Below are 22,098 nucleotides of genomic sequence, written 5' to 3'. Positions count from 1 at the left end.
GGATGGACGGACCAATACCCCGGGTCGTCAGCTTCGGGAGTTTCGAGCTCGATCCGCACGGATTCGAGCTGCGCCGCGATGGCGAACGCGTCCATGTCGAACCCCAGGTGCTCTCGCTCCTGCTACTCCTCGCGCAGAACAGCGACCGCATGGTGTCGAAGGACGAGATCATCGATGCCGTCTGGGATGGCCGTATCGTCTCTGAATCGGCGGTTGCCGCACGAGTGAAGGCTGCACGCAAGGCGGTGGGCGATAATGGCAAGGCGCAAAGCGTCATCCGCACGATCCACGGGCGCGGTTTCCGCTTCGTGGCCAGCGTTGAACAATCCCATGCCTCGACCTTGCCTGCAGCAGCGATTGCCCCGGAACCCGTGGAAACGACGGACGCCGTCCGCGATTCCCGCCCGTCCATCGCGGTGCTGCCGTTCGAGCTGACGGGGGAGCGCGGGTCGCACGATATCGTCGCCGACGCCCTGCCCGCGGATATCATCATGGACCTGGCACGGAGCAACTGGCTGTTCGTGATCGCTCGCGGCTCCAGTTTCCGGTTCCGTGGTGCCGACAGCGACCCGATCGCGGTCGGGAATGCGCTCAAGGTCAATTACTGCCTGACCGGCAGCATCGAGAGAGCGGGCAGGACCGTCACCGTGCAGGTCGCGCTCGTCGACACCCGCGACGGGCGCAGCATCTGGTCCGAACGGTACTCGGGCCCGGTCCAGGACCTACAGGGCCTACGCCCCGAGATAGAACGCGGCGTGATCGAGAACGTGCTGGTCCAGATCCCCCAAAACGAGGTGCGTCATGCCCGCGGGCTGCCCACCGCAGAGCTCGACGCATGGGCGAGCTTTCACCTCGGCGTCGATCACATGTACCGTTTCAATGCGCAGGACAATGCTTCTGCCAGCCACCTGTTCAAAGTGGCACTCGAACGCGATCCCTACTTCTCGCGGGCAATGGCAGGCCTGTCGTTCACCCACTTCCAGAGCGCTTTCATGGCTTATGAAGACGACACCGAACGGCATGTCGAACAAGCCAGGCTGCTCGCCCAGAAGGCGGTGGAAACCGACCGGCTCGATCCGTTCGGCCATTTCAGCCTGGGCCGCTGCTCATGGCTCGAGGGGCGACTGGACGACAGCATTGCATGGTTCGACAGCGCGACCAGCCTCAGCCCCAGCTTCGCGCAAGGCATCTACAACCGCGGGCTCGTGGCGACGATTGCTGGCAAGGCCGAGCGGGCGGACCGCGACCTTGCGCTGGCCCTGGAACTCAGCCCGCTCGACCCCATGGCCTATGCGATGATCTCCAGCCGTGCGCTCACGCATCTCCAGTTCGGCGATATCGGGAAAGCAGCCGAGTTCGGCGAGCGGGCCGCCCTTACCCCCGGCGCCCACAAGCATATCAAGCTGATCGCCGCAGTGACGGCGCACATTGCGGGGGACAAGGACAAGGCTGCCGAATGGCTGGCCCATACTCTCCGTGACGATCCGGAGCTGAGTACCGAAAGCTTTTTCCGCGCCTTCCCCTTCCCGGAAGACGCACCGCGCGAAACGCTGGAGCGTGCGATGCGCGCCCTTGGCATCTAGGGGACTGCCGAAAACATGAAGAACGAACTGCTGCGCCGCCTTGCCGGGCCGGGCCTAATTTTCACCGGCGCGGCGATCGGGACATCGCACCTCGTCCAGTCGACCCGCGCAGGAGCCATGTTCGGACTTGCGCTGGTCGTCGTCATCGTACTCGCCAATGTGCTCAAGTATCCGGCCTATCGTTTCGGCGTCGATTTCGCCCATGCGCGCGGTCGGTCGCTGCTCACCGGATACCGGGAGCTTGGAAACTGGGCGCTGATCCTCTTCCTGTTGCTGGTCACCCCGCTGGTCCCGATCATATGGGCAGCGCTGGGGGCGGCGACGGCGGGCATCCTGACGGTGATCGTAGGTCCGGTCGCACCCGTTCAGGTCCTTGCAGCAGGCGTCATTCTCGCAGCCACGGCCTTGCTGCTTATCGGCGGTTACAGCCTGCTGGACCGGGTGAATGCCTGGCTGCTCGCTTTACTGACAATCGCAACACTCATCACCACCGCCACGGTCCTGCCGCAGGTGCAGTGGGCCACGCTGGTCGACTTCAGCTGGACCCGCGAGACGGCGGCGCTGCTGTTCATCGTCGCATTGGCGGGCTTCATGCCCAATCCGATGGACGTTTCGGTCGCGCTGTCGCTGTGGAAGGTCGAAGGCGACCGGCAATTGCCGCAAGGCGCGCACCCGCCCCTTTCGGCTGCGCGCAGAGGCTTCCTATGGCCCTATGTGCTGACAGCGTTCATGGCGGTGTGCTTCTGCATCATGGGCGCGGGCGTCATGCACCCGGACGGTATCGCTCCCCTGCCCGACGCGCCCGGTTTCGCCGACCAGCTCGTCGGCCTCTATCGCGCCGCGCTGGGGGAATGGGCAGCCCTGCTAGCCGCATTGGCGGCGCTGTCGGTCATGCTGACCACGGTGATTGCAGGGGTGGACGCCTACTCGCGCATCGCGGCCGCCTCGCTGGCGATCTTCCAGCAGCGCGAGGACGTGTCCTACACCCGGCGCGAATATGCCGGTTTCTGCCTGCTGTTCGTGGTCATTGCACTCGTGACGATCTTCACGCTGCTGCGGGACCTGACCGGCTTCCTCGATTTCGTGACTTCCGCCAGCTTCGTCATCGCGCCGGTCGTGGCGCTGCTGAACCACCTCGTCGTCACGCGCTGCGAGATGCCCGAGGAAACCCGCCCCGATGCGATGATCAAGGCGTGGAACTGGCTCGCGATCGCGGTGATGGGCGCGCTGGCGGCGATGTATTTCGCCCTGACCTAGTCGCTCAGGCCCGCAGCCGCGAGGAGGGCTTCGGTACTGGCATCGAAGCTTTCACCACCCTGCTCGATTGCCTTGGCCATCTGCTTGCCCAGCTCCACCCCGAACTGGTCGAAAGGATTGATGCCCATCAGCACGGCATTGGCGAAAGTGCGATGCTCGTGGAAGGCGATCAGCGCGCCCAGCGTGGCCGCGTCGAGATCGTCGCACAGGATCGTCGCGCTGGGGCGGTCGCCCGGGTAATTGCGCGCCGGGTCCTCGCCCTTCTTGCCGGTCATCAGCGCTGCGCCCTGGGCAAAGCAGTTCATCAGCAGGATGCGGTGGTGAGCCGGGTCGAGATCGTCGCCGGGTCCGATGCTGGCGATGAAGTCCACGGGGATCAGGTGCGTGCCCTGGTGCAGCAGCTGGAACACGGCGTGCTGCGCATCGGTGCCCGCTCCGCCCCAGGTAATGGGCGCGGTCGGGCCGTCGACCGGCTTCATGTCGGCGGTCACCCGCTTGCCGTTCGATTCCATCTCCAGCTGCTGGAGGTAATCGGGGAACAGTCCCAGCCGCTCGTCATAGGCGAAGACCGCACGGGTCTGGCACCCGCGCACGCGCGAATAGTAAAGGTCGGCAAAGGCGGCGCGCAGGACCAGATTATCGCGCCCGTCGGTATCGCGGAAATGCCGGTCGACCGCCGCAGCGCCTGCTAGCATCTGGCGGAAATCGTCCATGCCCGCGGCCATCGCGATGGGGAAACCGATGCTCGACCAGATGGAATAGCGCCCGCCGACGCTTTCCTGGAACGGCAGGATGCGCGTTTCGTCGACGCCCCATTCGACGGCAGCCTCGGGATTCGCGGTGAGCGCGATGACCCGCCCGCCCGGATCGGAGACGCCATTGTCGCGCAGCCATTTGAGCGCGCTTTCGGCGTTGGTCATCGTCTCGATCGTGGTGAAGGTCTTGCTGGCAACGGCAACCAGCGTCTTGGCCGGATCGCATTTCGCAAATGCAGCTTCCAGAGCGACGCCGTCGATGTTGGAGACGACATGGACATCGCACAGCGATAGGTCGCGGCTGAGCGCATCGACGCCCAGCGCAGGGCCCAGCGCGCTGCCGCCGATACCGATGTGGATCAGGTGATCGATTTCGCCGAATGCGCCCTGGTGGATGGCCTCCACCAGCATGCCCATGCGGTCGATCAAGGCGGCGGCTTCTTCCACTTTCGCCTCGTCGCCGACGCCGCGCAGGGTGGCATGGTCGGCAGCGCGTCCTTCGGTGGGATTGACCACCTCGCCTGCAAACAGCTTTGCTCGCATGCCCGCAAAGTCCATCGCCTCGGCCAGCTGCTCGAAGATGTCGAGCACTGCCCTGTCGAGGTGCGTTTTCGACCAGTCGAACAGGATGCCGCCCGGCGCCATTGGGTCGTCCGTGCCGTCCTCTGCCAGCTCCAGCCTGCCCGAGAGCATGGCGACGCGTTCTTCGCCGCCGGGTTCGTCCGCACCCTCCCCCCCGTCGCGCACCGTGCTGAAGAGTTCGAGCAGGGTCGGCTGCGGCAGTTCGTCGAGATCGCTCCACAGGTCGGCGGCGGTCTTGGTCATGGCTGGGCGAAAGTCCTTTCGTGGTCAGGCGTCAGCGACTAGGGAATGCGGCGATGAATGAGAACCCCGCAATCCGCGAAAACGCTACGGATACGAATACGGCCAAGCCGGAAGAAGAAGAGGAAAGCTGGGGCAGCTTCCTGGTATTCTGTCTCAAGCTGGTGCTGGTGGTGCTGATTTTCCGCACCTTCGTCGCCAGCTTCTTCACCATCCCTTCCGAAAGCATGATGCCGGGCCTGCGCACGGGCGATTACCTGATCGCGGCCAAATGGCCCTACGGCTACAACGAGAATTCGCTGCCGCTCGGCCTGCCCGGGCCGAGCGAGCGAATCCTCGCCAGCCTGCCCGAACGGGGCGACGTGGTGATCTTCAAGCACCCCGTCGACCGCACCGATTACGTCAAGCGCGCGATCGGGCTGCCGGGCGACACGATCGCGGTGCAGGACGGACAGCTCATCCTCAATGGAGAGCCCGTGAAGCGCGAGGAAGCAGGCTACGCCGACATTCCGATGAGCGCGAACACCGCCTGCCGCTCGGACGGCGGGACGGTGATCGACAACCTCTGCCGCTATCGCCAGTTCCGCGAGACGCTGCCTTCGGGCAAGAGCTACATGACGCTCGACTTCGGCAGTGTCGGCGCCCGGCCGCTGCGCGATGCGGACGGCAATCTCATGGTCGGCGCCGACGGGCAGCCCATCCTGATCGATCCCGACAACACCGCCCCCTTCGTGGTGCCGGCCGGCAAGGTTTTCGTGATGGGCGACAACCGCGACAATTCGCTCGACAGCCGCTTTCCTGCCGTTAGCGGCCAAGGCGTGGGCATAATCGACCAGGAACTGCTGGTCGGACGGGCAGGCGTGGTGCTCTGGTCGACAGACGGCAGCGCAGAATGGCTGCTGCCCTGGACATGGTTCACTGCCGCACGATGGGACCGTATCGGAGAGGGCATTTGACCGGCCTTTCTACCGAAACGCTCGACTGGCTCGAGACGACCGGCTTTACGGTGAAGGACGAGGCCTTGTGGCGCGCTGCCCTGACTCACGGGAGCATGGGCGAGAAGAAGGATTACGAACGGCTCGAATTCCTCGGTGACCGCGTGCTCGGCCTGTCGATCGCCCAGTGGCTGTTCGACCGCAGCGAGGCGCCCGAAGGCAAGCTTGCCCAGCGCCTCAATGCCATCGTCAGCCGCGAGATGTGCGCCAGCGTGGCGCGCGGCATCGGCCTTGCCGAGCATATCAGGATCAGCAAGCAGGCACGCGCCGACGGCGGGCGCGACAGCGACAACATCCTTGGCGATGTGATGGAATCGCTGCTTGGCGCTCAGTTCGTGGAAAACGGTTTCGAAGAGGCGCGCAAGCTCGTCCACCTGCTCTGGCGACCTGCTCTGGAAAGCGGCGCAGGCGAACGCAAACACCCGAAGAGCGCGCTGCAGGAATGGGCCGCCGGCAATCGCCGCGCGCCGCCGGAATACGAGGTCATTGACCGTTCGGGTCCGGATCACGCGGCCCAGTTCACCGTGCGCGTCAAGGTACACAAGGTCGGCGAGGCGGAAGCGACTGCCGGCAGCAAGGGCGAGGCAGAGAAAGCCGCCGCCGCAGCATTCATGGAGAAATACGCGTGAGCGATACCCCCACCACCCGTTGCGGCGTCGTTGCCGTGCTGGGCGCGCCCAATGCCGGCAAATCGACGCTGGTGAACCAGCTGGTCGGACAGAAGGTCGCGATCACCTCCGCCAAGGCGCAGACCACCCGCGCACGCATGATGGGTATCGCGCTGCAGGGCGACACGCAGATGATCCTCGTCGACACGCCCGGCATCTTCGCGCCCAAGCGCCGGCTCGACCGCGCCATGGTCAGCGCGGCCTGGGAAGGTGCCGAGGCAGCCGATGCCGTGCTGCTGCTGGTCGATCCGATCAAGCAGCGCCGCCACGAACTCGAACCGCTGATCGAACAGATCGCGGCGCGCCCCGAGCGCAAGATCCTGGTGCTCAACAAGGTCGATCGGGCGAAAAAGGAACCGCTGCTCGCTCTGGCGCAGGAATTGAGCGCCAAGGTCGAGTTTGCGGATGTGTTCTTCGTTTCCGCCCTGACCGGTGACGGCGTCCCCGAAATGAAGGAAACGCTCGCCGCGCTGATGCCGGAAGGTCCGTGGATGTATCCCGAAGACCAGGTCTCCGATGCATCGGAACGCCTGCTGGCGACCGAGATCACGCGCGAACAGCTGTACAAACAATTGCACGAAGAGCTGCCCTACGACAGCGCGGTTCGCCCTGAAAAATACATCCAGCGCCCCGACGGCAGCGTCGAAATCCACCAGCAGATCGTGGTGATGCGCGACAACCAGCGCGCGATCGTCCTCGGCAAGGGTGGCAGCCGCATCAAGGCGATCGGCGAAGCGGCACGCAAGGAATTGTCCGAACTGCTCGGGCAGAAGGTCCACCTCTTCCTCCACGTGAAGGCCGACGAACGCTGGACCGAAGACAAGGAAATGTTCGAGGAAATGGGCCTCGACTGGGTGCGCTGACGCCCTCTTCTTGTATTAACAGGAACATGGTATTTCCTCTTCGGCCTGTGACGGGCCAATTAGGGGAGGACCGCTCTGATGTTTCAGGACATGTTCGGGGAATTCACGACCGGAAAGGTCGGCCGCGGGAAGTTTATTCTGTTGACGCTCGGCCTCGGCCTGTTCCTCGTGGTTTTCGCCATGATGATCGGCGGCGGCATCGGCGTGTTCGAGCAGCTTGGAGGAACAGCTGAGACTCCCGGTGTCCAGCCACTTGCCCTCGGTACCCTGCTGGCCTTCTTTGCCGCCGGTCTCATCGTGGCGATCGGCCAGCTCAACCTCGTCGGCAAGCGGGCGCGCGACATCGGCTGGCCGGCGCTGCTGCTGGTCATCGTGTACCTGTTCCTTACCCCGCTGATCTGGCTCATTCTGGCAGTCATGCCCGGCAAGCAGGATGCCGGCGCCTAAGCTACGCTGCTTGCACTGAGGCTCCGGCACTGACATTCCTGACTGCGGCACTTCCGCCGCTGCTGAGGGGATGGGACAGGCTTGAGCTGGGGGAACGAAGCCCTTGCACTGGGCGCGGCGCTGGCCGTCGGCCTGCTCGTCGGTATCGAGCGCGGCTGGAAGCTGCGCGAAGCCGAAGATGGCCAGCGTGTTGCCGGCATCCGCACCTTCACCCTGCTTGCACTGGCCGCAGGTCTCGCCGGCCTGTTCGCAGCATCCGGGCAGCCCGTCGGCGGAGGTGTCCTGCTGGCGGGCGCGGCGACCATCGTCGCCATCGGATACTCGCGCTCCAGCCTTGCGGACGGGAAGCCCGACGCGACTTCGGCGGTAGCTGCCATGGTCACGCTCGGGCTCGGCTTTCTCGCCGGAACCGGCGAGCCGGCGCTGGCTGTGGCAGGGGGCGCAGTCGTTACCGCGGTTCTTGCGCTAAGAACCGAGGTCCATCGCTGGGTCGGCGCGCTCGATGCAGCCGATATCAAGGCTTTCGCCCGCTATGCGGTCATCGCGCTCGCCGTCTTCCCCTTCCTGCCCGAGGGCCGCTTCGGTCCCTATGATGCCTGGGAGCCTCAGGCCCTTTGGCTGGTGGTTATCATCGTCACCGGTTTTTCCTTCGCTGGCTACGTCGCCAACCGGCTGTTCGGTGCGCGGAAGGGCACCATCGCGACCGCGATCATCGGCGGGGCCTACAGCTCGACCGCCGTAACCCATTCCTTCGCCCAGAAGATCGGGGCAAGCGCCGGTGGCGGCGCGGAAAATGCCGGCATCGCACTAGCAAGCGCGGTCATGTACCTGCGCGTCATTATCCTGGTGGCGCTCCTGGCAACCAGCTTGCTGCCCCACTTCGTGATGGTCGTCGCACCCGCGCAGATCGTCGGTTTCGGAGTCGCCTACTTCCTCTACCGCAAAGCACCCAGCAGCACCGGCCCCGCCCCGCCCGGCAACCCGATCGCGCTGCTACCCGCGCTGACCTTCGTCACCTTTGTCGCCGTAGCGGCGGTGGCAGCGCGCTGGGCGCAAAGCGAGTTCGGCGAACAGGGCATCGCCATCCTGCTGCTGCTCATGGGTAGCATGGATGTCGACGCGGCAATCGTCACTGCCGGAGGGCTGGAGCCGGGCACGATCGCACCGCAACTGGCGGCGCTGGCCATCGCAGGGACCATCCTTGCCAATATGGCCGTGAAACTGGGCGTCACGCTCGTCTACGGCAAGCGTGCGGCTCGCCCTGCCGCCATTGCGCTGGGTGCAAGCATGATAGCCTTGGCGGTCAGCCTGACCGTCGGCTATCTTGAGCTATAGGGTTGGGTTGACCGGGTCATGGACAAGGAAAACGGTGAACCGGGGAAAGGCAGGTCCAGGCTGGCCAGTATCGCAATAGTTCTCGCCTCGACAATCGCAGCCCTGGCAGCGCTCGGGCTGGTCCTGAAACTTGCTAACCCGCTCCCGTCGCGTGATCGCTTCCCCGCAGATGCAGCTGTTGCCAATTCCAACAGCGAGCTTGCCGACAGGTTGACTGAACATGCCGCGAAACAGCCCGGCAAGTCGGGCGTCATGCTCCTCGGCACGGGTCTTGAAGCCTTCGCGATGCGCGTTGCCATGGTGCGCAAGGCCGAACGCACCATCGATGCCCAGTACTATATCTGGGAAGACGATCTGTCGGGATCGATGCTGCTGGCGGAGATGGTCCGGGCCGCCGATCGCGGCGTAAGGGTGCGCCTGCTGATAGACGACAATCCCACCGCCGGTCTCGACCCGATGTGGGCTGCGGTGGTCACGCATCCGCGGATCGACGTTCGCATCTTCAACCCGATGACCATTCGCAAGCCGCGCGTCATCAACTACCTGTTCGATTTTCCGCGCCTGAACCGCCGGATGCACAACAAGTCGCTGACGGTCGACGACGCGATCACGGTGGTCGGCGGGCGCAATGTCGGCGACGTCTACTTCGGTGCGGCGAGCGAGCGGCTGTTCATCGACCTCGACGCTCTCGCCATCGGTGCGGTGGTCCCGCAAGTCTCGGCGGAATTCCAGCGCTACTGGACAAGCGAAGCCTCCTATCCCGCGGAACTGATACTAGACGCGGTCGAGGCCCGCCTGATCGAAAACTGGCGCAATCCCCGGCACCCCGACAGCGATCTGGCAAGCGCCTATGCAGCCGCTGCTACGGATGCCTTCGCCAGCCTCGAGCGCACAATGCGCGATGGCGGCTTTACCTGGGCGGAAATCCAGCTGCTGGCCGATGAGCCGCGCAAGGCGGCAGGGCCAATTCCCGAAGAGGACCTGCTTGCAGCAAAGCTCGCACCGATTATCGCGGGTGCGGAGACACGGTTCGACCTGCTTTCGGGCTATTTCGTGCCTGCCGAGCGCGGCACCGAGATGCTGGTGGACCTTGCCGGCAGGGGCGTGGAGACGCGGATCATCACCAACAGTGTCAGCGTAACCGACGTGCCGATCGTGCATGCCGGCTATATCCCGAGCAGGAAGCCGCTGGTCGATGCCGGGGTCGAACTCTACGAAGCGCGGCCCCATGACGATGACGCACGGCTCGAAATGAAGACGCTGGGCAAGTCACGATTCAGCGGCGGCGGGGAGAGCCTCCACGCCAAGACCTTCGCGATTGACGGCAAGCGCCTGTTCGTCGGTTCCTTCAATTTCGATCCGCGCAGTGCCCTGCTCAATTGCGAGATGGGCTTCGTGATCGACGCTCCGGAACTGGCGTCGGAAATGGTGGCGCGGCTCGACCAGCGCCTTCCCGCCAACGCCTATCGCGTCGGTGCGGGCGAAGACGGCGAGCTGACCTGGACCGTGTCCGACAGGGACCCGCCAGAGGTCCACACGACCGAACCGGGAACCAGTGCGTTCAGCCGCTTCGTGGTCGGAGCACTGTCCAAGTTACCGATCGCCTGGCTCCTCTAGGAAGAGCGCGCCAGCAAGTCCGGCGCTAGTCCTTCGCCGAAGCCTTCTTCTTGGGCGCAGCCTTCTTCTTGGGCGCAGCCTTCTTCTTGGGCGCGGCCTTCTTGCGCCCCTTCTTCTTGGCCGGTCCCTTGGCCGCGCGGGCATCGATCAGTGCGATGGCCTGCTCCTCGGTCACGTCCTCGGGCTTCACGTCCTTGGGGATCGTCGCGTTGGTCGTACCGTCGGTGACATAGGGGCCATAACGGCCCGGCATAACCTTGATCTCGCCGCCGCTGGTCGGGTGCGCACCGAGCGTCTTGATCGGTTCGGCCTTTCCCCGTGCGCCGCCTTTTCGGTTAGCCGCCTCGGACAGGATCGCCACAGCGCGGTTCATGCCGACTTCGAACACTTCGCGGGTCGAGGTTAACTTGCCATACTTTCCATCATGACGAAGGTATGGGCCATAACGCCCTATATTTGCTTCGATTTCCTCGCCCGTTTCCGGATGGGCACCGACGATGCGCGGCAGGCCGAGCAGCTTGAGCGCCCATTCGAGATCGAAATCGTCGAGGTCCTTGGGAATGCTCGCCCGCTTGGCGTCCTTGCCCTCGCCCAACTGGACGTACGGCCCGAACCGGCCGGTCTTGCGTTCGACCGGCAAGCCCGTTTCCGGATCCTCGCCCAGAACCGCGTCCTGGCCGCCGTCATCACCCTCGCTCCCAGGCTTGGCGAACTGGCGAGTGAACTTGCATTCGGGATAGTTGGCACAGGCGACGAAAGCGCCATAACGACCACCGCGCAGGGCGAGCCTGCCGCCCTCGCGTCCTTCCGTTTCGCAGAGCGGGCAATGGCGCGGGTCCTTGCCGTCGGCGCGTTCGGGGAAAAGGTAATCGGCGAGGAAGTCGTCGAGCACCTCGGTCACTTCGGACGGCTTCTTGTCCATGACCTCCTCGGTCTTGGGCTTGAAATCGCGCCAGAAAGCTTCGAGCAGCTGCTTCCAATCCTCGCGCCCGTCGGACACCGTATCGAGCTCTTCCTCGAGCCCGGCCGTATAATCGAAGGCGACATATTGCGGGAAGAACCGCTCCAGAAATGCTGTCAGGAGACGGCCCGATTCCTCTGCAAAGAAACGGTTTTTCTCCATCCGGACGTAATTGCGATCGCGGATGGTCTGGATCGTGCTGGCATAGGTCGACGGACGCCCGATGCCGAGCTCTTCCAGCTTCTTGACCAGGCTCGCCTCGGAATAGCGGGGCGGTGGCTGCGTGAAGTGCTGGTTTGCCTCGACCGCCTTCTTGGCCGGCGCATTGCCCTTGTTCACGACCGGCAGCAGGCCGTCCTCGTCGTCGTCCTTGTCGTCGAAGCCTTCCTGGTAGACCGCGAAATAGCCCGGGAACTTCACCACCTGGCCGGTCGCGCGAAGCTCGTGCTTGCCGGTGCCGTCACGCAGGGTGATGGTGGTGCGTTCGAGCTGCGCGGCGGCCATCTGGCTCGCCATCGCGCGCTTGAAGATCAGGTCGTAGAGCTTGCCCTCGTCTCCCGAACCTGCGCGGTCGCGGCTGAAATCGGTGGGACGGATCGCCTCGTGGGCTTCCTGGGCATTCTTGGCCTTGGTCGAATAGAATCGCGGCTTGTCGGGCAGGTAATAAGCATCGTAGCGGTCGGCGATGGCCTTGCGGCAGGCATTGATGGCGCTGCCGTCCATCTGCACCCCGTCGGTACGCATGTAGGTGATGGCACCCGCCTCGTAGAGCGACTGGGCGAGCCGCATGGTGTGACTTGCGGAAAAGCCCAGCTTGCGGGCGGCTTCCTGCTGCAGCGTCGAGGTGGTGAACGGAGGCGCGGGATTGCGCTTCAACGGCTTCGTTTCGATGTCCTCGACCGTGAAGCGCGCATCTTCGACCGCTTTTTTCGCGGCCTTGGCGCTGCCTTCGTTGCCGAGCGTCAGCTTGTCGAGCTTCTGCCCGTCGAACTTGACCAACCGGGCGTCGAACTGCGTCCCGTCCTGCTCCAGCTTGGCTATGACCGACCAGTATTCGTCGGCCTTGAAATGCTCGATCTCGATTTCGCGGTCGACGATGATCCGCAGCGCCACCGACTGCACGCGGCCCGCGCTCTTCGCGCCGGGAAGGCGGCGCCAAAGGACCGGCGAAAGGGTGAAACCGTAGAGATAATCCAGCGCACGGCGCGCGAGGTATGCGTCGATCAGCGGCTGGTCGAGCTCGCGCGGGGTCTTCATCGCATCGGTCACCGCCTGCTTGGTGATCGCATTGAAGGTCACGCGGTCGACTTCCTTGGGCAGCGCCTTGCGCTTGGCGAGCAGTTCGCGAACGTGCCACGAAATCGCCTCCCCTTCGCGATCAGGGTCGGTGGCGAGGATCAGGCGATCCGCCTTCTTGGCGTTGTCGGCGATTTCCTTGAAGCGGCTCTGCTTGTCCCGGTAGAGTTCCCAGTCCATCGCGAAATCCTCGTCCGGACGGACGCTGCCATCCTTGGGCGGCAGGTCGCGGACATGACCGTAGGAGGCGAGGACCTTGAAGTCCTTGCCGAGGTATTTCTCGATGGTTTTCGCCTTGGCCGGCGATTCTACGATGACCAGTTGCATGGAGGAAAAATCGGTCCCTTACGTGTACGTATGCGTATACGCGCGAAAATGGGGGGCGGGTTCGGAAGGCGTCAAGCTTAGAAAAAGCCCGGATCCAGCAAATGCCAAATCCGGGCCTGAGGTCCGATTTCGCGGGAAGACAGATCCCTCGTGCCTTTCGGGTCACTTGCAAGCGTCAGGGCCCGTCAGCCTGACCCCCCAAATTGGCCGGTTCGTTGCGACTTGGGACAATGCGACTCACCGCATCAGCGCTGTTGGTTCAGGTAACCGATCACCAGATCGTTTGTCGCCCCGGCAAGAGCGATCGCGCCGGCTTGGTAATTCTCGTCGTTGGCGGTGAACGTGAACTTGCGGGTCTTGCCAAAGCGCGGCAATCCGATTCCAACCGCTGCGGCAATCCCGCCGGCGACGTTTGCCGCCGACTGCACGGCTTTCTCGCTGCCACTGCTGCCGTCGGCCACTTCGATGAACTCGCCGTCCACCGATACCGGCATGTTCAGCACGATTTCGTTCTGCTTGCCGTTGGCGCCATAGACCGAGATACTCGAATAATCCGGCACCACCGACAGGTTGGCATTCACCTTCAAGCTGCCGCCAAAGCTGAAGGCACCGGGACGTTTTTGGTCGGAAAAGTCGATGAGGTAGACAGCGCCGATCGCCGGGATGCCCGATGCCTTGGCTGCACTCTGGACGGCGAACGTGTTCTGTCCCGCACGACCTGCATCGCCGAAATTGCCGAAGCTTTGGCGCTGCGCCACATCCCCGGTCAGGAAAACCTGCATCGGCAGTTCGGTCGGGGAATAGAACATTGCCTTCCCCTTGCTCTTCTTTTCGAGCTGAATGTTCTCCTCGCTGGGGCCGTGTTTGCCCTTCAGGTTAGCAAAATCCGCAGGCACGACCGTCACCCCGTTGGCAGCCAGCTTGGCGATGAAGTCGGCGTATGCCGCATCGGTAATCTGCTGCATCATTTCGGGAGTGACGCCGTCCAGTGTGCTTTGTGCCTTGGTGGTACCCCCGAAGGCACCCATCAGCCCGCCAGTCGACTTGGTCTGATCAACCGATTCGAAAATGAAGCCGACATTGAAGGCAACGATCGAAACCTGAGATGCGCCTTGCATGGCGCCCTTGTCCTTGACCTTTACCGGCGCGTCGTCCTTGGCATAAGCCGAAGAAAGTCCAAAAAACAGCAGCGCGAAGACTGCCAAAAGAGACTTTATAGAGTTTGTCATTACTTCCCCCATCTGCACTTGATGGGAGTTCCATTGAAACAGAACGCGCCGGATTGCTTGTATAGGCTCGACAACCTTCGGGATCCTCGGAGTTTAACCCGCCAAACTAACCCTCCCCGCAGCATGCCGCTCCAGCCGTCCGGCGATTTCCAGTTCCAGCAGCGCCAATTGCACGGCCGCCGCACTTTCGCCCGACTGGCGGATGAGTTCGTCGATGGCGACCGGCGCGGTCGTCAGTAGCGAGGCGATGTCGGCCGGCTGCGCCTCGGCCATTTCGCCCGGCTCGAAATCGAATTGCGACACCGGCTCGCGGAAGGTCGAGCGCGGAGTGCCGTCGAAGCCCGTGAGCAGTTCCACCACGTCCTCCGGCGACTGCACCAGCACCGCGCCCTCGCGGATGAGGTGATTGCAGCCGTGGCTGCGCGCTTCGAGCGGGGACCCGGGGATCGCCATGACCTCGCGCCCCGCCTCGCCCGCCAGCCGTGCGGTGATGAGGCTGCCGGACTTGACCGCCGCCTCGACCACCAGGGTCCCGCTGGCCAACCCTGCGATGATGCGGTTGCGGCTGGGGAAGTGGCTGCCGCGTGGTTCGGTGCCGGGGGGCTGCTCTGCGATCAGCAGGCCCTCGCTCGCGATCCGTTCCTGCAAGACCTCGTGCTGCGGCGGATAGGCGATGTCGATACCGCTGGCGATGACGCCGATGGTGCGCGGGAAGGCCCCCTCGTGCGCTGCGCCGTCGATGCCCCGCGCAAGGCCGGAAACGACGGTAAAACCCGCCCCAGCCAGACCTTTCCCGAATTCGCGCGCCAGTTTCACGGCAGCCGCGCTGGCATTGCGCGCGCCGACCATGGCCACGCAGGGAGCAGAGGCCAGCGACAGGTCGCCGCGATAGGTCAGGATCGGCGGGGCGCCGTCCACTTGGGCCAGCAGCGCCGGGAAATCGGGCTGGTCGTGGAAGAGGTACTTGGCCCCTGCCCGCCTGACGGCATCGACCTCGCGCTCGATCCGGTCTGCGGGCGCGGCGCGGTACTGCCGCCCGCCGCGCTTGCCGAGGTCCGGCAGGGCATCGAGCGACGCGACGGCCGTGCCGAACCGCGCCAGCAACATGGCATAGCTGACCGGCCCGATATTGGGCGAACGCAGCAGCCGGATGCGCGCGAAAGCCTCTTCCTGCGTGAGCGATGCCGCTGGCGGCCGTGCGAGTCCGTTCACCCCTTGGAGCCGACCTTGGGCTCGGTCCCCGCGACGAGGCGCCGGATGTTTTCACGATGCAGCCAGATGACCAGCACAGCGATCACCGCCAGCACCTTGGCGAAGGTGGGCGCGCCGAGCGCGAATGCGGCGACGGCAGCGGCTACCACCGCGCTCATCCCGGCAAGCGAACTGATGCGGGTGATCGCGAGCATGCCGATCCAGACCACGGCGTAGGCCAGCCCGATCGGCCAGGCGAGCGCGAAGCTGACGCCCGCATTGGTCGCCACGCCCTTGCCACCCTTGAAGCCCAGCCAGACGGGGAAGGCATGGCCGATCACCGCGAAGAGCGCAGTCCAGCCCATGTCCTGCCAGAACCACATTCCGGCCAGCCAGACGGGGACGAAACCCTTGGCGAGGTCGAGCAGGAGCGTTGCCGCAGCCAGTCCCTTGCTGCCTGTGCGCAGCACATTAGTCGCGCCGATATTCCCGCTGCCGATGGTCCGGATATCGCCCTTGCCCGCCAGCTTGGCCAGGATCAGGCCGAACGGGATGGAACCGAAGCCGTAGCCCAAGAGGGCGGCCCAGAGGACGGTGATGGTGAGTTCGGTCGGCACTGCTTTTCCCCGCGACTGTCGGGACTTGGCTTGCAGCCTGCGCCCCTCTACCTCTACCGCCCTAATGTGAAACGCGCCCCTTCGACAAGCGCCGGGGCCAGGGGACTATCGATTTTGGACGCTTCTTCCCCGATCCTGCTGTTTGATTCCGGCGTGGGCGGGCTGACCGTCCTTGCCGAAATGCGCAAGCTGCTGCCCGATGCGCCGGTGATCTATGCCGCCGACATGGCCGGCCTGCCCTATGGCGCTAAAAGCGAGGCGGAGGTGGCCGCGCGGGTCGCGGGGCTGCTTGGGCGTATGGCGGAACGCTACCAACCGCGCCTCATTTGCATCGCCTGCAACACCGCCAGCACGATTGCGCTGGGCATGGTGCGCGAGGTGCTGGAGACGCCGATCGTCGGCACCGTGCCCGCGATCAAGCCCGCTGCAGCGGTTACGAAGACAGGCACGATCGGCCTGCTCGGCACACAAGCGACGGTGCGCCAGCGCTATGTCGACGATCTCGAGCGTGAGTTCGCCAGCGACAAGGTGCTGCTGCGCTACGGTGCGAACGACCTCGTGGCGCTGGGCGAGGCGAAGCTTCGCGGCGAGGCGATCAGCGTGGACGATGTTGCGCGGGCCGCGTCCGGCCTCGTCCTCCAGCCGGGCGGCGAGAACATGGACACGGTCGTGCTTGCCTGCACCCATTTCCCGCTGCTGGAGCCGGAACTGCGCGAGGCGTTCGGGAAGGACGTGACCTTCGTCCACGGCGCGGCGGGCATCGCGCGCCGCATCGCGCATCTCGTCGAGGGGCAGGACTTCACCCGCGCCGAGCCGGACCTTGCGGTGACGACCGGCGATCTGGCCGATTTCGAGCGGCTCGCCCCAACCTTCGCCCAGCACGGTATCAAGCGCCTCGAACGCTTCTGAACCTTGCGAATCGTTCGCAAAGATCGCGGTGGCGAAAGCCGCCCCGTTCGCTTATGTGACGGCTCATGTATGGCCGCCGTGGCGGCGCTGACGGGCCCCTTGCCGCGTGAATTACGACCAGATCTTCGACGAAGCGATCGACCGCCTTCATTCGGAAGGCCGCTACCGCGTGTTCATCGACATCCTGCGCAACAAGGGGGCCTTCCCCAACGCGCGCTGCTTCCACGGCCATAACGGTCCCAAGCCGATCACCGTGTGGTGTTCGAACGACTATCTCGCCATGGGCCAGCACCCCAAGGTGATCGAGGCGATGGAAGAGGCGCTGCACGACGTGGGCGCAGGATCGGGCGGCACGCGCAACATCGGCGGCAACACGCATCTCCACATCCAGCTGGAGCGCGAACTGGCCGACCTGCACGGCAAGGACGGCGCCCTGCTCTTCACCAGCGGCTACGTCTCCAACGACGCGACTCTGTCGACGCTCGCCAAGCTGCTGCCCGGCTGCGTGATCTTCTCGGACGAGCTGAACCACGCCAGCATGATTGCCGGCATCCGCAATTCGGGCTGCGAGAAGCGCGTCTTCCGCCACAACGACCTCGCCCACCTCGAGGAACTGCTCGAGGCGGAACATCCCGACACGCCCAAGCTGATTGCCTTCGAAAGCGTCTATTCGATGGACGGCGACGTGGCCCCGATCCACGCGATCTGCGACCTCGCTGAAAAGTACAACGCGCTGACCTATATCGACGAGGTGCACGCGGTCGGCATGTACGGTGCACGCGGCGGCGGCATCACCGAACGCGACGAAGCGGCGCACCGTGTCGACATCATCGAAGGCACGCTGGGCAAGGCATTCGGCGTCATGGGCGGCTATATCGCTGCCGACACGCGCGTGATCGACTGCATCCGTTCCTATGCCCCGGGCTTCATCTTCACGACCTCGCTCAGCCCCGTGCTGGTCGCAGGCGTTCTGGCAGCCGTCCGCCATCTCAAGGGATCAAGCGTCGAGCGCGACGCCCAGCAAGCTGCCGCAGCCTATCTGAAAGCGAAGATGCGCGAAGCCGGACTGCCGGTCATGGACAGCGTCACCCACATCGTCCCGCTGATGGTGGGCGATCCGGTGCGCGCCAAGAAGATCAGCGACATCCTGCTCGCCGAATACGGCGTCTACGTGCAGCCGATCAACTTCCCCACCGTCCCGCGCGGGACGGAGCGCCTGCGCTTCACGCCCGGCCCTGCCCATACCGAAGCCATGATGGACGAGCTCGTAGGCGCGCTGGTCGAAATCTGGGACCGCATGGAACTGGAACTGCGCAAGGCCGCGTGATCCGATGGCGGAAGCTGCCGATCCGGACTTTCGCCACCCCACCCCTTCCGAGCTCCAGGCCATGCTCGATTGCGATGCAGCGCTTTTTGGCAAGTGGCAGGACCTGACCCCGCTCGCGCGGAACGAGTGGATCTGCTGGACCATCTCCGCCAAGCAGGAGGCCACGAGGCAAAAGCGCCGCGCGCGACTTCGCGAGGAAGTGCTGGAAGGCAAGAAGCGCCCCTGCTGCTGGCCGGGCTGCCCCCACCGCCGCGAATCCGCGCGCAAGTGGGTCGATGCATGACCGTGCCGTAAGGGATTTTGCCTCCGGCAAAGCTTGGGCTAGCACTCCTGCCGAGAGAGCAGGAGGAATCATGAGCGGCAATCCGGAACAGACTTTCGCAGAGGTGGTGCGCGGCCGTCGGTCGATCCGCGGATATCTCGACAAACCCGTCCCGCGTGCGCTGATCGAGGAAGTGCTCGAACTGGCGATGCGCTCGCCCTCCTCGATGAATACGCAGCCTTATCACTTCCACGTCATTACCGGCGATCCGCTCAACCGCATTCGCAAGGGCAATACCGAGAACATCCTAGCCGGCGTGCCCGACAGCCGTGAATTCCGCCGCGGTCATCCCTTCGAAGGCGTCCACCGCGAACGGCAGATCGGCTGCGCGATCCAGCTGTTCGAAGCGATGGGCATCGAGCGCGACGACAAGGAAAAGCGACAGGACTGGGTGCTGCGCGGGTTTCGCCAGTTCGATGCCCCCGTCTGCGTCATCGTGACCTACGACAAGGAACTTTCGGACAGCGACGACACGGCTTTCGACTGCGGCGCCGTGACCACCGCGCTGGTCAATGCCGCGTGGAGCCGGGGTCTAGGCTGCGTGATCAACTCGCAGGGCATCATGCAAAGCCCGGTGGTTCGCGAGCATGCCAGCATCCCCGACGACCAGGTCATCATGAAGGCGGTCGCCATGGGCTGGCCCGATCCCGATTTCCCCGCCAATCCGGTCAAGATTACCCGCCGCGAGGTGAGCGAGGCGGCGCGCTTCGTGGGGTTCGACGACTGATGGCCAGCCGCGAAGGCTGACTACCCGGGATAGAAATCACCTTCCGCCCGTTCGGCGTGATGATGAGCACTTCCGAAACAAACGAGAGCCTCACCAGGCTTGGTGAGGATTTCTGGCACTTCCGCGGCCAGTTCAAGGCCAAGGGCCTTGTCGACCTGGGCACGCAGGCGTCGCTGGTCCGGCTGGAAAGCGGCGATTTCGTTTTCCTGGACAGCTACACCCTGCCCGAGCCTGCGCAGGCGGAGGTGGATCGGCTGACCGACGGCGGCGCCAGGATTTCCGCCATCCTCAACCTGCACCCCTTCCACACGCTGCATTGCGAATGGATGCACCGCACCTATCCGCATGCAGCGCTCTACGGGACCAAGAGGCATCTTGCGGTCCTGCCGGACCTGCCGTGGCAGGAGGACCGCTGCGAAAGCCCCGCGCTGGCACGCGAATTCGGGTCCGACTTCGATTTCAAGGTCCCGGCCGGGGTTCCGCTGGTGTGCGACGACGAGAGCGTGCACTTCTCGTCCGTGCTTGCCTATCACCGCCGTAGCGGGACCATCCATGTCGACGACACGCTGATGTACCTCGACAAGAACTTCCCGATTTCACTCGCCCCCATCAACCAGCGCCTCGATTTTCACCCCACCCTTGCCAAGGCGCTGAAAGAAGAGCGTGGCGCTGCAGAAGCGTTTCGCGAATGGGCCATCGCGCTGGGCATCGATTGGGCGGGTGCAAAGCGCGTTGCTGCCGCGCACAACTCAGTGCTGGAGCTGGGCGAGCAGGAATTGCCTACGCTGATCGGCGAGGCGCTCGGACGGGTAAAGCCCGTCCTCGACAGTCACCGCAAGGAATTCGGCTGACAGAGGTCAGCGCAGGCTGACGACGTTGTCCGCTGCCGGACGGGCACGGCTGCCGTCGTAAAGGCTCGCCATCGGCTCGTCCGTCACGATGATACGCTCGGCCGCGCCGAAGCCGTTGAAGTCGGTCTTCATCGCGGCGCCATAGGCACCCAGCATCCCGATCTCGATGTAATCGCCGGCCTGGATGTCTTCCGGCAGGGAAAACGGACCGGGCATGAAATCGGCATCGTCGCAGGTGGGGCCGTAGAAGGCGAAATCGGTCGCCGGCTTGATCAGGTCTTCTTCCAGCGCACGGACCGGGAATTTCCAGTCGACATGGGCGGCATCGAACAGGGCGCCATAGGCACCGTCGTTGATGTAGAGCTCCTCGCCGCGGCGCTTTTCGACCTTCACCACCAAGCTGCTGTATTCGGCGCACAGCGCGCGGCCGGGTTCGCACCACAGTTCGGCGTTGTAGGCGATCGGCAGCGCATAGAAGTGCTGGTGGATGATGGTGAAATAGTCTTCGAGCGGCGGAGGCTCCATACCCGGATAGACGCTCGGGAAACCGCCGCCGACATCGACCATGTCGATAACGACCGAAGCTTCGGCAATGGCCGCGCGGGTGCGGTCGAGCGCCTGGACATAGGCGAACGGGCTCATCGCCTGGCTACCCACGTGGAAGCACACGCCCAGCCAGTCGGCATACTGGCGGGTTTCCTGCAGCAGCGCAGGCGCTTCGGTGAGGTCGCAGCCGAACTTGGAAGCAAGGCTGAGGGCCGCGTGTTCGGACGAGACGCGCAGGCGCACGCACAGCCGCAGGTCGGCAGCCGGTTCCCCGTCTTCGCCGCGAGTCGCATCGACGATCTTCTCCAGTTCCTCGACCGAATCGAGGCTGAAGGTCTTCACGCCGTGCTGGAAATAGGCTTCGCGGATCGCGCCGGGCGACTTGACCGGGTGCATGAAGCACAGCGTCGCATCGGGCAGCGCCTGCCGCACCATGCGCACTTCTGCGATGGACGCGACGTCGTAATGCGTGATGCCGTTGTCCCACAGGATCTGCACGAGATCGGGCGAGGGATTCGCCTTGACCGCATAGAGCGACTTGCCCGGGAACTTCTCGACGAAGAAGCGGGCGGCACGCGCTGCGGCGTGCGGGCGATTGAGAATGATCGGCTCGTCCGGGCGGAGCGCGCGAACTACGGACCAGGCGTCAGGGAAATGCTGCAACTCAAGGGACCCCCTAAACAGTCCTTGCGGACCATGAAACGACAAGCTGCCTTGCGGTTAGGAAGTCCCCTTGGGGCAGCGGGAGCGGCGCATATATCTCGTGCATCATGAATCGCAAGTGAAATGTTGCCCCGCAATTGCAACCTTTCCCGGGGTGTCTCGGGCCTGTGCTGCGGTGGGTCGAGCCCGCCTTAGAACGCGATCTTGGGCGCCTGGTCGACCGTGCCCTTCTCGCTGTCGTCCAGCCGGTGGAAATCGGCCGGCTGGAAGCCCAGTATTCCGGCAAACAGCACGGCCGGGAAAGTCTCGCGGCCCGTGTTGTAGCGCGAAACCGCGGCATTGAGTGCCCGGCGGGCAGCCGCAAGCTTGTCTTCCACATGCGCCAGTTCGCGCTGCAGTTCCTGGAAATTGGCCGAGGCCTTGAGGTCGGGATAGGCCTCTCCCAGTGCCAGCAGGCGGTCCAGCGCCACGCGCAGGCCTTGTTCGTCGCCCGAGGTAATCGGGCCGTTCGCAGCCTGGTTGCGCGCGGAAATCACGGCGTCGAGCGTTTCCTTCTCGTGTCCGGCATAGCCTTTCACGGTTTCGACGAGATTCGGGATGAGATCGTGACGCTGCCGCAACTGCGCGTCGATATCGGCCACGCCCTGGTTGACCGTCTGCCGCAGGCCGACCAGCCGGTTGTAGATGCCCACCAGCATGATGGCGACGAGCACGATGACGCCGATCACGACCATTGCGAAAACGCCCATGTCTTAACCCCCTATTCCAAGTCGGGTGCTATGATAGGGTG

At 64.4% G+C, this 22,098-nt stretch carries 20 protein-coding genes; 13 read left to right on the top strand and 7 right to left on the bottom strand.

Annotated features, from left to right (window positions below):
• The first annotated feature begins 2 nt into the window (after positions 1 to 2).
• Entirely contained in the window at positions 3 to 1,583 is a 1,581-nt protein-coding gene (locus LCL94_RS11120; RefSeq protein ID WP_224832253.1) for a winged helix-turn-helix domain-containing tetratricopeptide repeat protein, read from the top strand.
• A gap of 15 nt (positions 1,584 to 1,598) precedes the next feature.
• The gene (locus LCL94_RS11115; protein WP_224832252.1) at positions 1,599 to 2,840 is read left to right on the top strand and encodes a hypothetical protein; all 1,242 of its coding nucleotides are present in this window, start codon (positions 1,599 to 1,601) and stop codon (positions 2,838 to 2,840) included.
• Here LCL94_RS11115 and pgi read toward each other — a convergent pair.
• The gene (gene pgi / locus LCL94_RS11110) at positions 2,837 to 4,420 is read right to left on the bottom strand and encodes a glucose-6-phosphate isomerase (RefSeq protein ID WP_224832251.1); all 1,584 of its coding nucleotides are present in this window, start codon (positions 4,418 to 4,420) and stop codon (positions 2,837 to 2,839) included. The genes LCL94_RS11115 and pgi overlap by 4 nt on opposite strands.
• 53 nt (positions 4,421 to 4,473) lie before the next feature.
• Here pgi and lepB point away from each other — a divergent pair, with 53 nt between their 5' ends.
• The 6 genes from lepB to LCL94_RS11080 all read left to right on the top strand — a co-directional run bounded on the left by lepB (position 4,474) and on the right by LCL94_RS11080 (position 10,342).
• Entirely contained in the window at positions 4,474 to 5,373 is a 900-nt protein-coding gene (lepB, locus tag LCL94_RS11105) for a signal peptidase I (protein WP_224832250.1), read from the top strand.
• A complete protein-coding gene (gene rnc / locus LCL94_RS11100; RefSeq protein ID WP_224832249.1) occupies positions 5,370 to 6,041 on the top strand; it encodes a ribonuclease III in 672 nt (223 codons plus the stop codon). The genes lepB and rnc overlap by 4 nt, the downstream gene beginning before the upstream one ends.
• Positions 6,038 to 6,943, top strand: a complete 906-nt coding sequence (gene era, locus LCL94_RS11095) for a GTPase Era (RefSeq protein ID WP_224832248.1) — start codon at positions 6,038 to 6,040, stop codon at positions 6,941 to 6,943. Before rnc ends, era begins: the two co-directional genes overlap by 4 nt.
• A gap of 78 nt (positions 6,944 to 7,021) precedes the next feature.
• The gene (locus LCL94_RS11090; protein WP_224832247.1) at positions 7,022 to 7,390 is read left to right on the top strand and encodes a DUF805 domain-containing protein; all 369 of its coding nucleotides are present in this window, start codon (positions 7,022 to 7,024) and stop codon (positions 7,388 to 7,390) included.
• Positions 7,391 to 7,471: 81 nt separating this feature from the next.
• Positions 7,472 to 8,725 carry an MgtC/SapB family protein gene (locus LCL94_RS11085; protein ID WP_224832246.1) on the top strand — a complete coding sequence of 418 codons (1,254 nt, stop codon included), beginning with the start codon at positions 7,472 to 7,474 and terminating at the stop codon, positions 8,723 to 8,725.
• 18 nt (positions 8,726 to 8,743) lie between these two features.
• A complete protein-coding gene (locus LCL94_RS11080; RefSeq protein WP_224832245.1) occupies positions 8,744 to 10,342 on the top strand; it encodes a phospholipase D family protein in 1,599 nt (532 codons plus the stop codon).
• A 25-nt stretch (positions 10,343 to 10,367) separates the two neighbouring features.
• Here the strand turns inward: LCL94_RS11080 and topA are convergent, their stop codons facing one another.
• The 4 genes from topA to plsY all read right to left on the bottom strand — a co-directional run bounded on the left by topA (position 10,368) and on the right by plsY (position 15,963).
• Complete coding sequence (topA, locus tag LCL94_RS11075) at positions 10,368 to 12,926, bottom strand: type I DNA topoisomerase (protein WP_224832244.1); 2,559 nt, start codon at positions 12,924 to 12,926, stop codon at positions 10,368 to 10,370.
• A 245-nt stretch (positions 12,927 to 13,171) separates the two neighbouring features.
• On the bottom strand, positions 13,172 to 14,155 hold the full coding sequence (locus LCL94_RS11070; RefSeq protein ID WP_224832243.1) for a hypothetical protein: 984 nt from the start codon (positions 14,153 to 14,155) through the stop codon (positions 13,172 to 13,174).
• A 93-nt stretch (positions 14,156 to 14,248) separates the two neighbouring features.
• Positions 14,249 to 15,367, bottom strand: coding sequence for a DNA-processing protein DprA (gene dprA / locus LCL94_RS11065; protein WP_224832242.1), 1,119 nt, complete (start codon positions 15,365 to 15,367; stop codon positions 14,249 to 14,251).
• Positions 15,364 to 15,963 (bottom strand): glycerol-3-phosphate 1-O-acyltransferase PlsY, encoded by a 600-nt coding sequence (gene plsY / locus LCL94_RS11060; protein WP_224832241.1) that lies wholly within the window; start codon positions 15,961 to 15,963, stop codon positions 15,364 to 15,366. The genes dprA and plsY overlap by 4 nt, the downstream gene beginning before the upstream one ends.
• A 114-nt stretch (positions 15,964 to 16,077) precedes the next feature.
• Between plsY and murI the strand changes: the two genes are divergently transcribed.
• The 5 genes from murI (at position 16,078) to LCL94_RS11035 (ending at position 20,099) form a co-directional block, all read left to right on the top strand.
• Positions 16,078 to 16,872: a glutamate racemase gene (murI, locus tag LCL94_RS11055; RefSeq protein WP_224832240.1), complete on the top strand. Its 795-nt coding sequence runs from the start codon at positions 16,078 to 16,080 to the stop codon at positions 16,870 to 16,872.
• A 106-nt stretch (positions 16,873 to 16,978) separates the two neighbouring features.
• Positions 16,979 to 18,199: a 5-aminolevulinate synthase gene (hemA, locus tag LCL94_RS11050; protein ID WP_160606383.1), complete on the top strand. Its 1,221-nt coding sequence runs from the start codon at positions 16,979 to 16,981 to the stop codon at positions 18,197 to 18,199.
• A 4-nt stretch (positions 18,200 to 18,203) separates the two neighbouring features.
• A complete protein-coding gene (locus LCL94_RS11045) occupies positions 18,204 to 18,482 on the top strand; it encodes a YdeI/OmpD-associated family protein (protein ID WP_224832239.1) in 279 nt (92 codons plus the stop codon).
• A 70-nt stretch (positions 18,483 to 18,552) separates the two neighbouring features.
• Positions 18,553 to 19,248: a nitroreductase gene (locus LCL94_RS11040; protein ID WP_224832238.1), complete on the top strand. Its 696-nt coding sequence runs from the start codon at positions 18,553 to 18,555 to the stop codon at positions 19,246 to 19,248.
• Positions 19,249 to 19,310: 62 nt separating this feature from the next.
• The gene (locus LCL94_RS11035; protein ID WP_224832237.1) at positions 19,311 to 20,099 is read left to right on the top strand and encodes a hypothetical protein; all 789 of its coding nucleotides are present in this window, start codon (positions 19,311 to 19,313) and stop codon (positions 20,097 to 20,099) included.
• A 6-nt stretch (positions 20,100 to 20,105) separates the two neighbouring features.
• Here the strand turns inward: LCL94_RS11035 and LCL94_RS11030 are convergent, their stop codons facing one another.
• Both LCL94_RS11030 and LCL94_RS11025 read right to left on the bottom strand, forming a co-directional pair.
• Positions 20,106 to 21,308, bottom strand: coding sequence for a type III PLP-dependent enzyme (locus LCL94_RS11030; protein ID WP_160606378.1), 1,203 nt, complete (start codon positions 21,306 to 21,308; stop codon positions 20,106 to 20,108).
• 191 nt (positions 21,309 to 21,499) lie between these two features.
• Positions 21,500 to 22,057, bottom strand: coding sequence for a LemA family protein (locus LCL94_RS11025; protein ID WP_224832236.1), 558 nt, complete (start codon positions 22,055 to 22,057; stop codon positions 21,500 to 21,502).
• Positions 22,058 to 22,098 lie beyond the last annotated feature (41 nt).

The organism is Qipengyuania gaetbuli, assembly GCF_020171365.1.
Taxonomy (GTDB): domain Bacteria; phylum Pseudomonadota; class Alphaproteobacteria; order Sphingomonadales; family Sphingomonadaceae; genus Qipengyuania; species Qipengyuania gaetbuli_B.
Note: the sequence above shows the minus strand (reverse complement) of the source record. Positions and strands in the feature narration are given on the sequence as shown.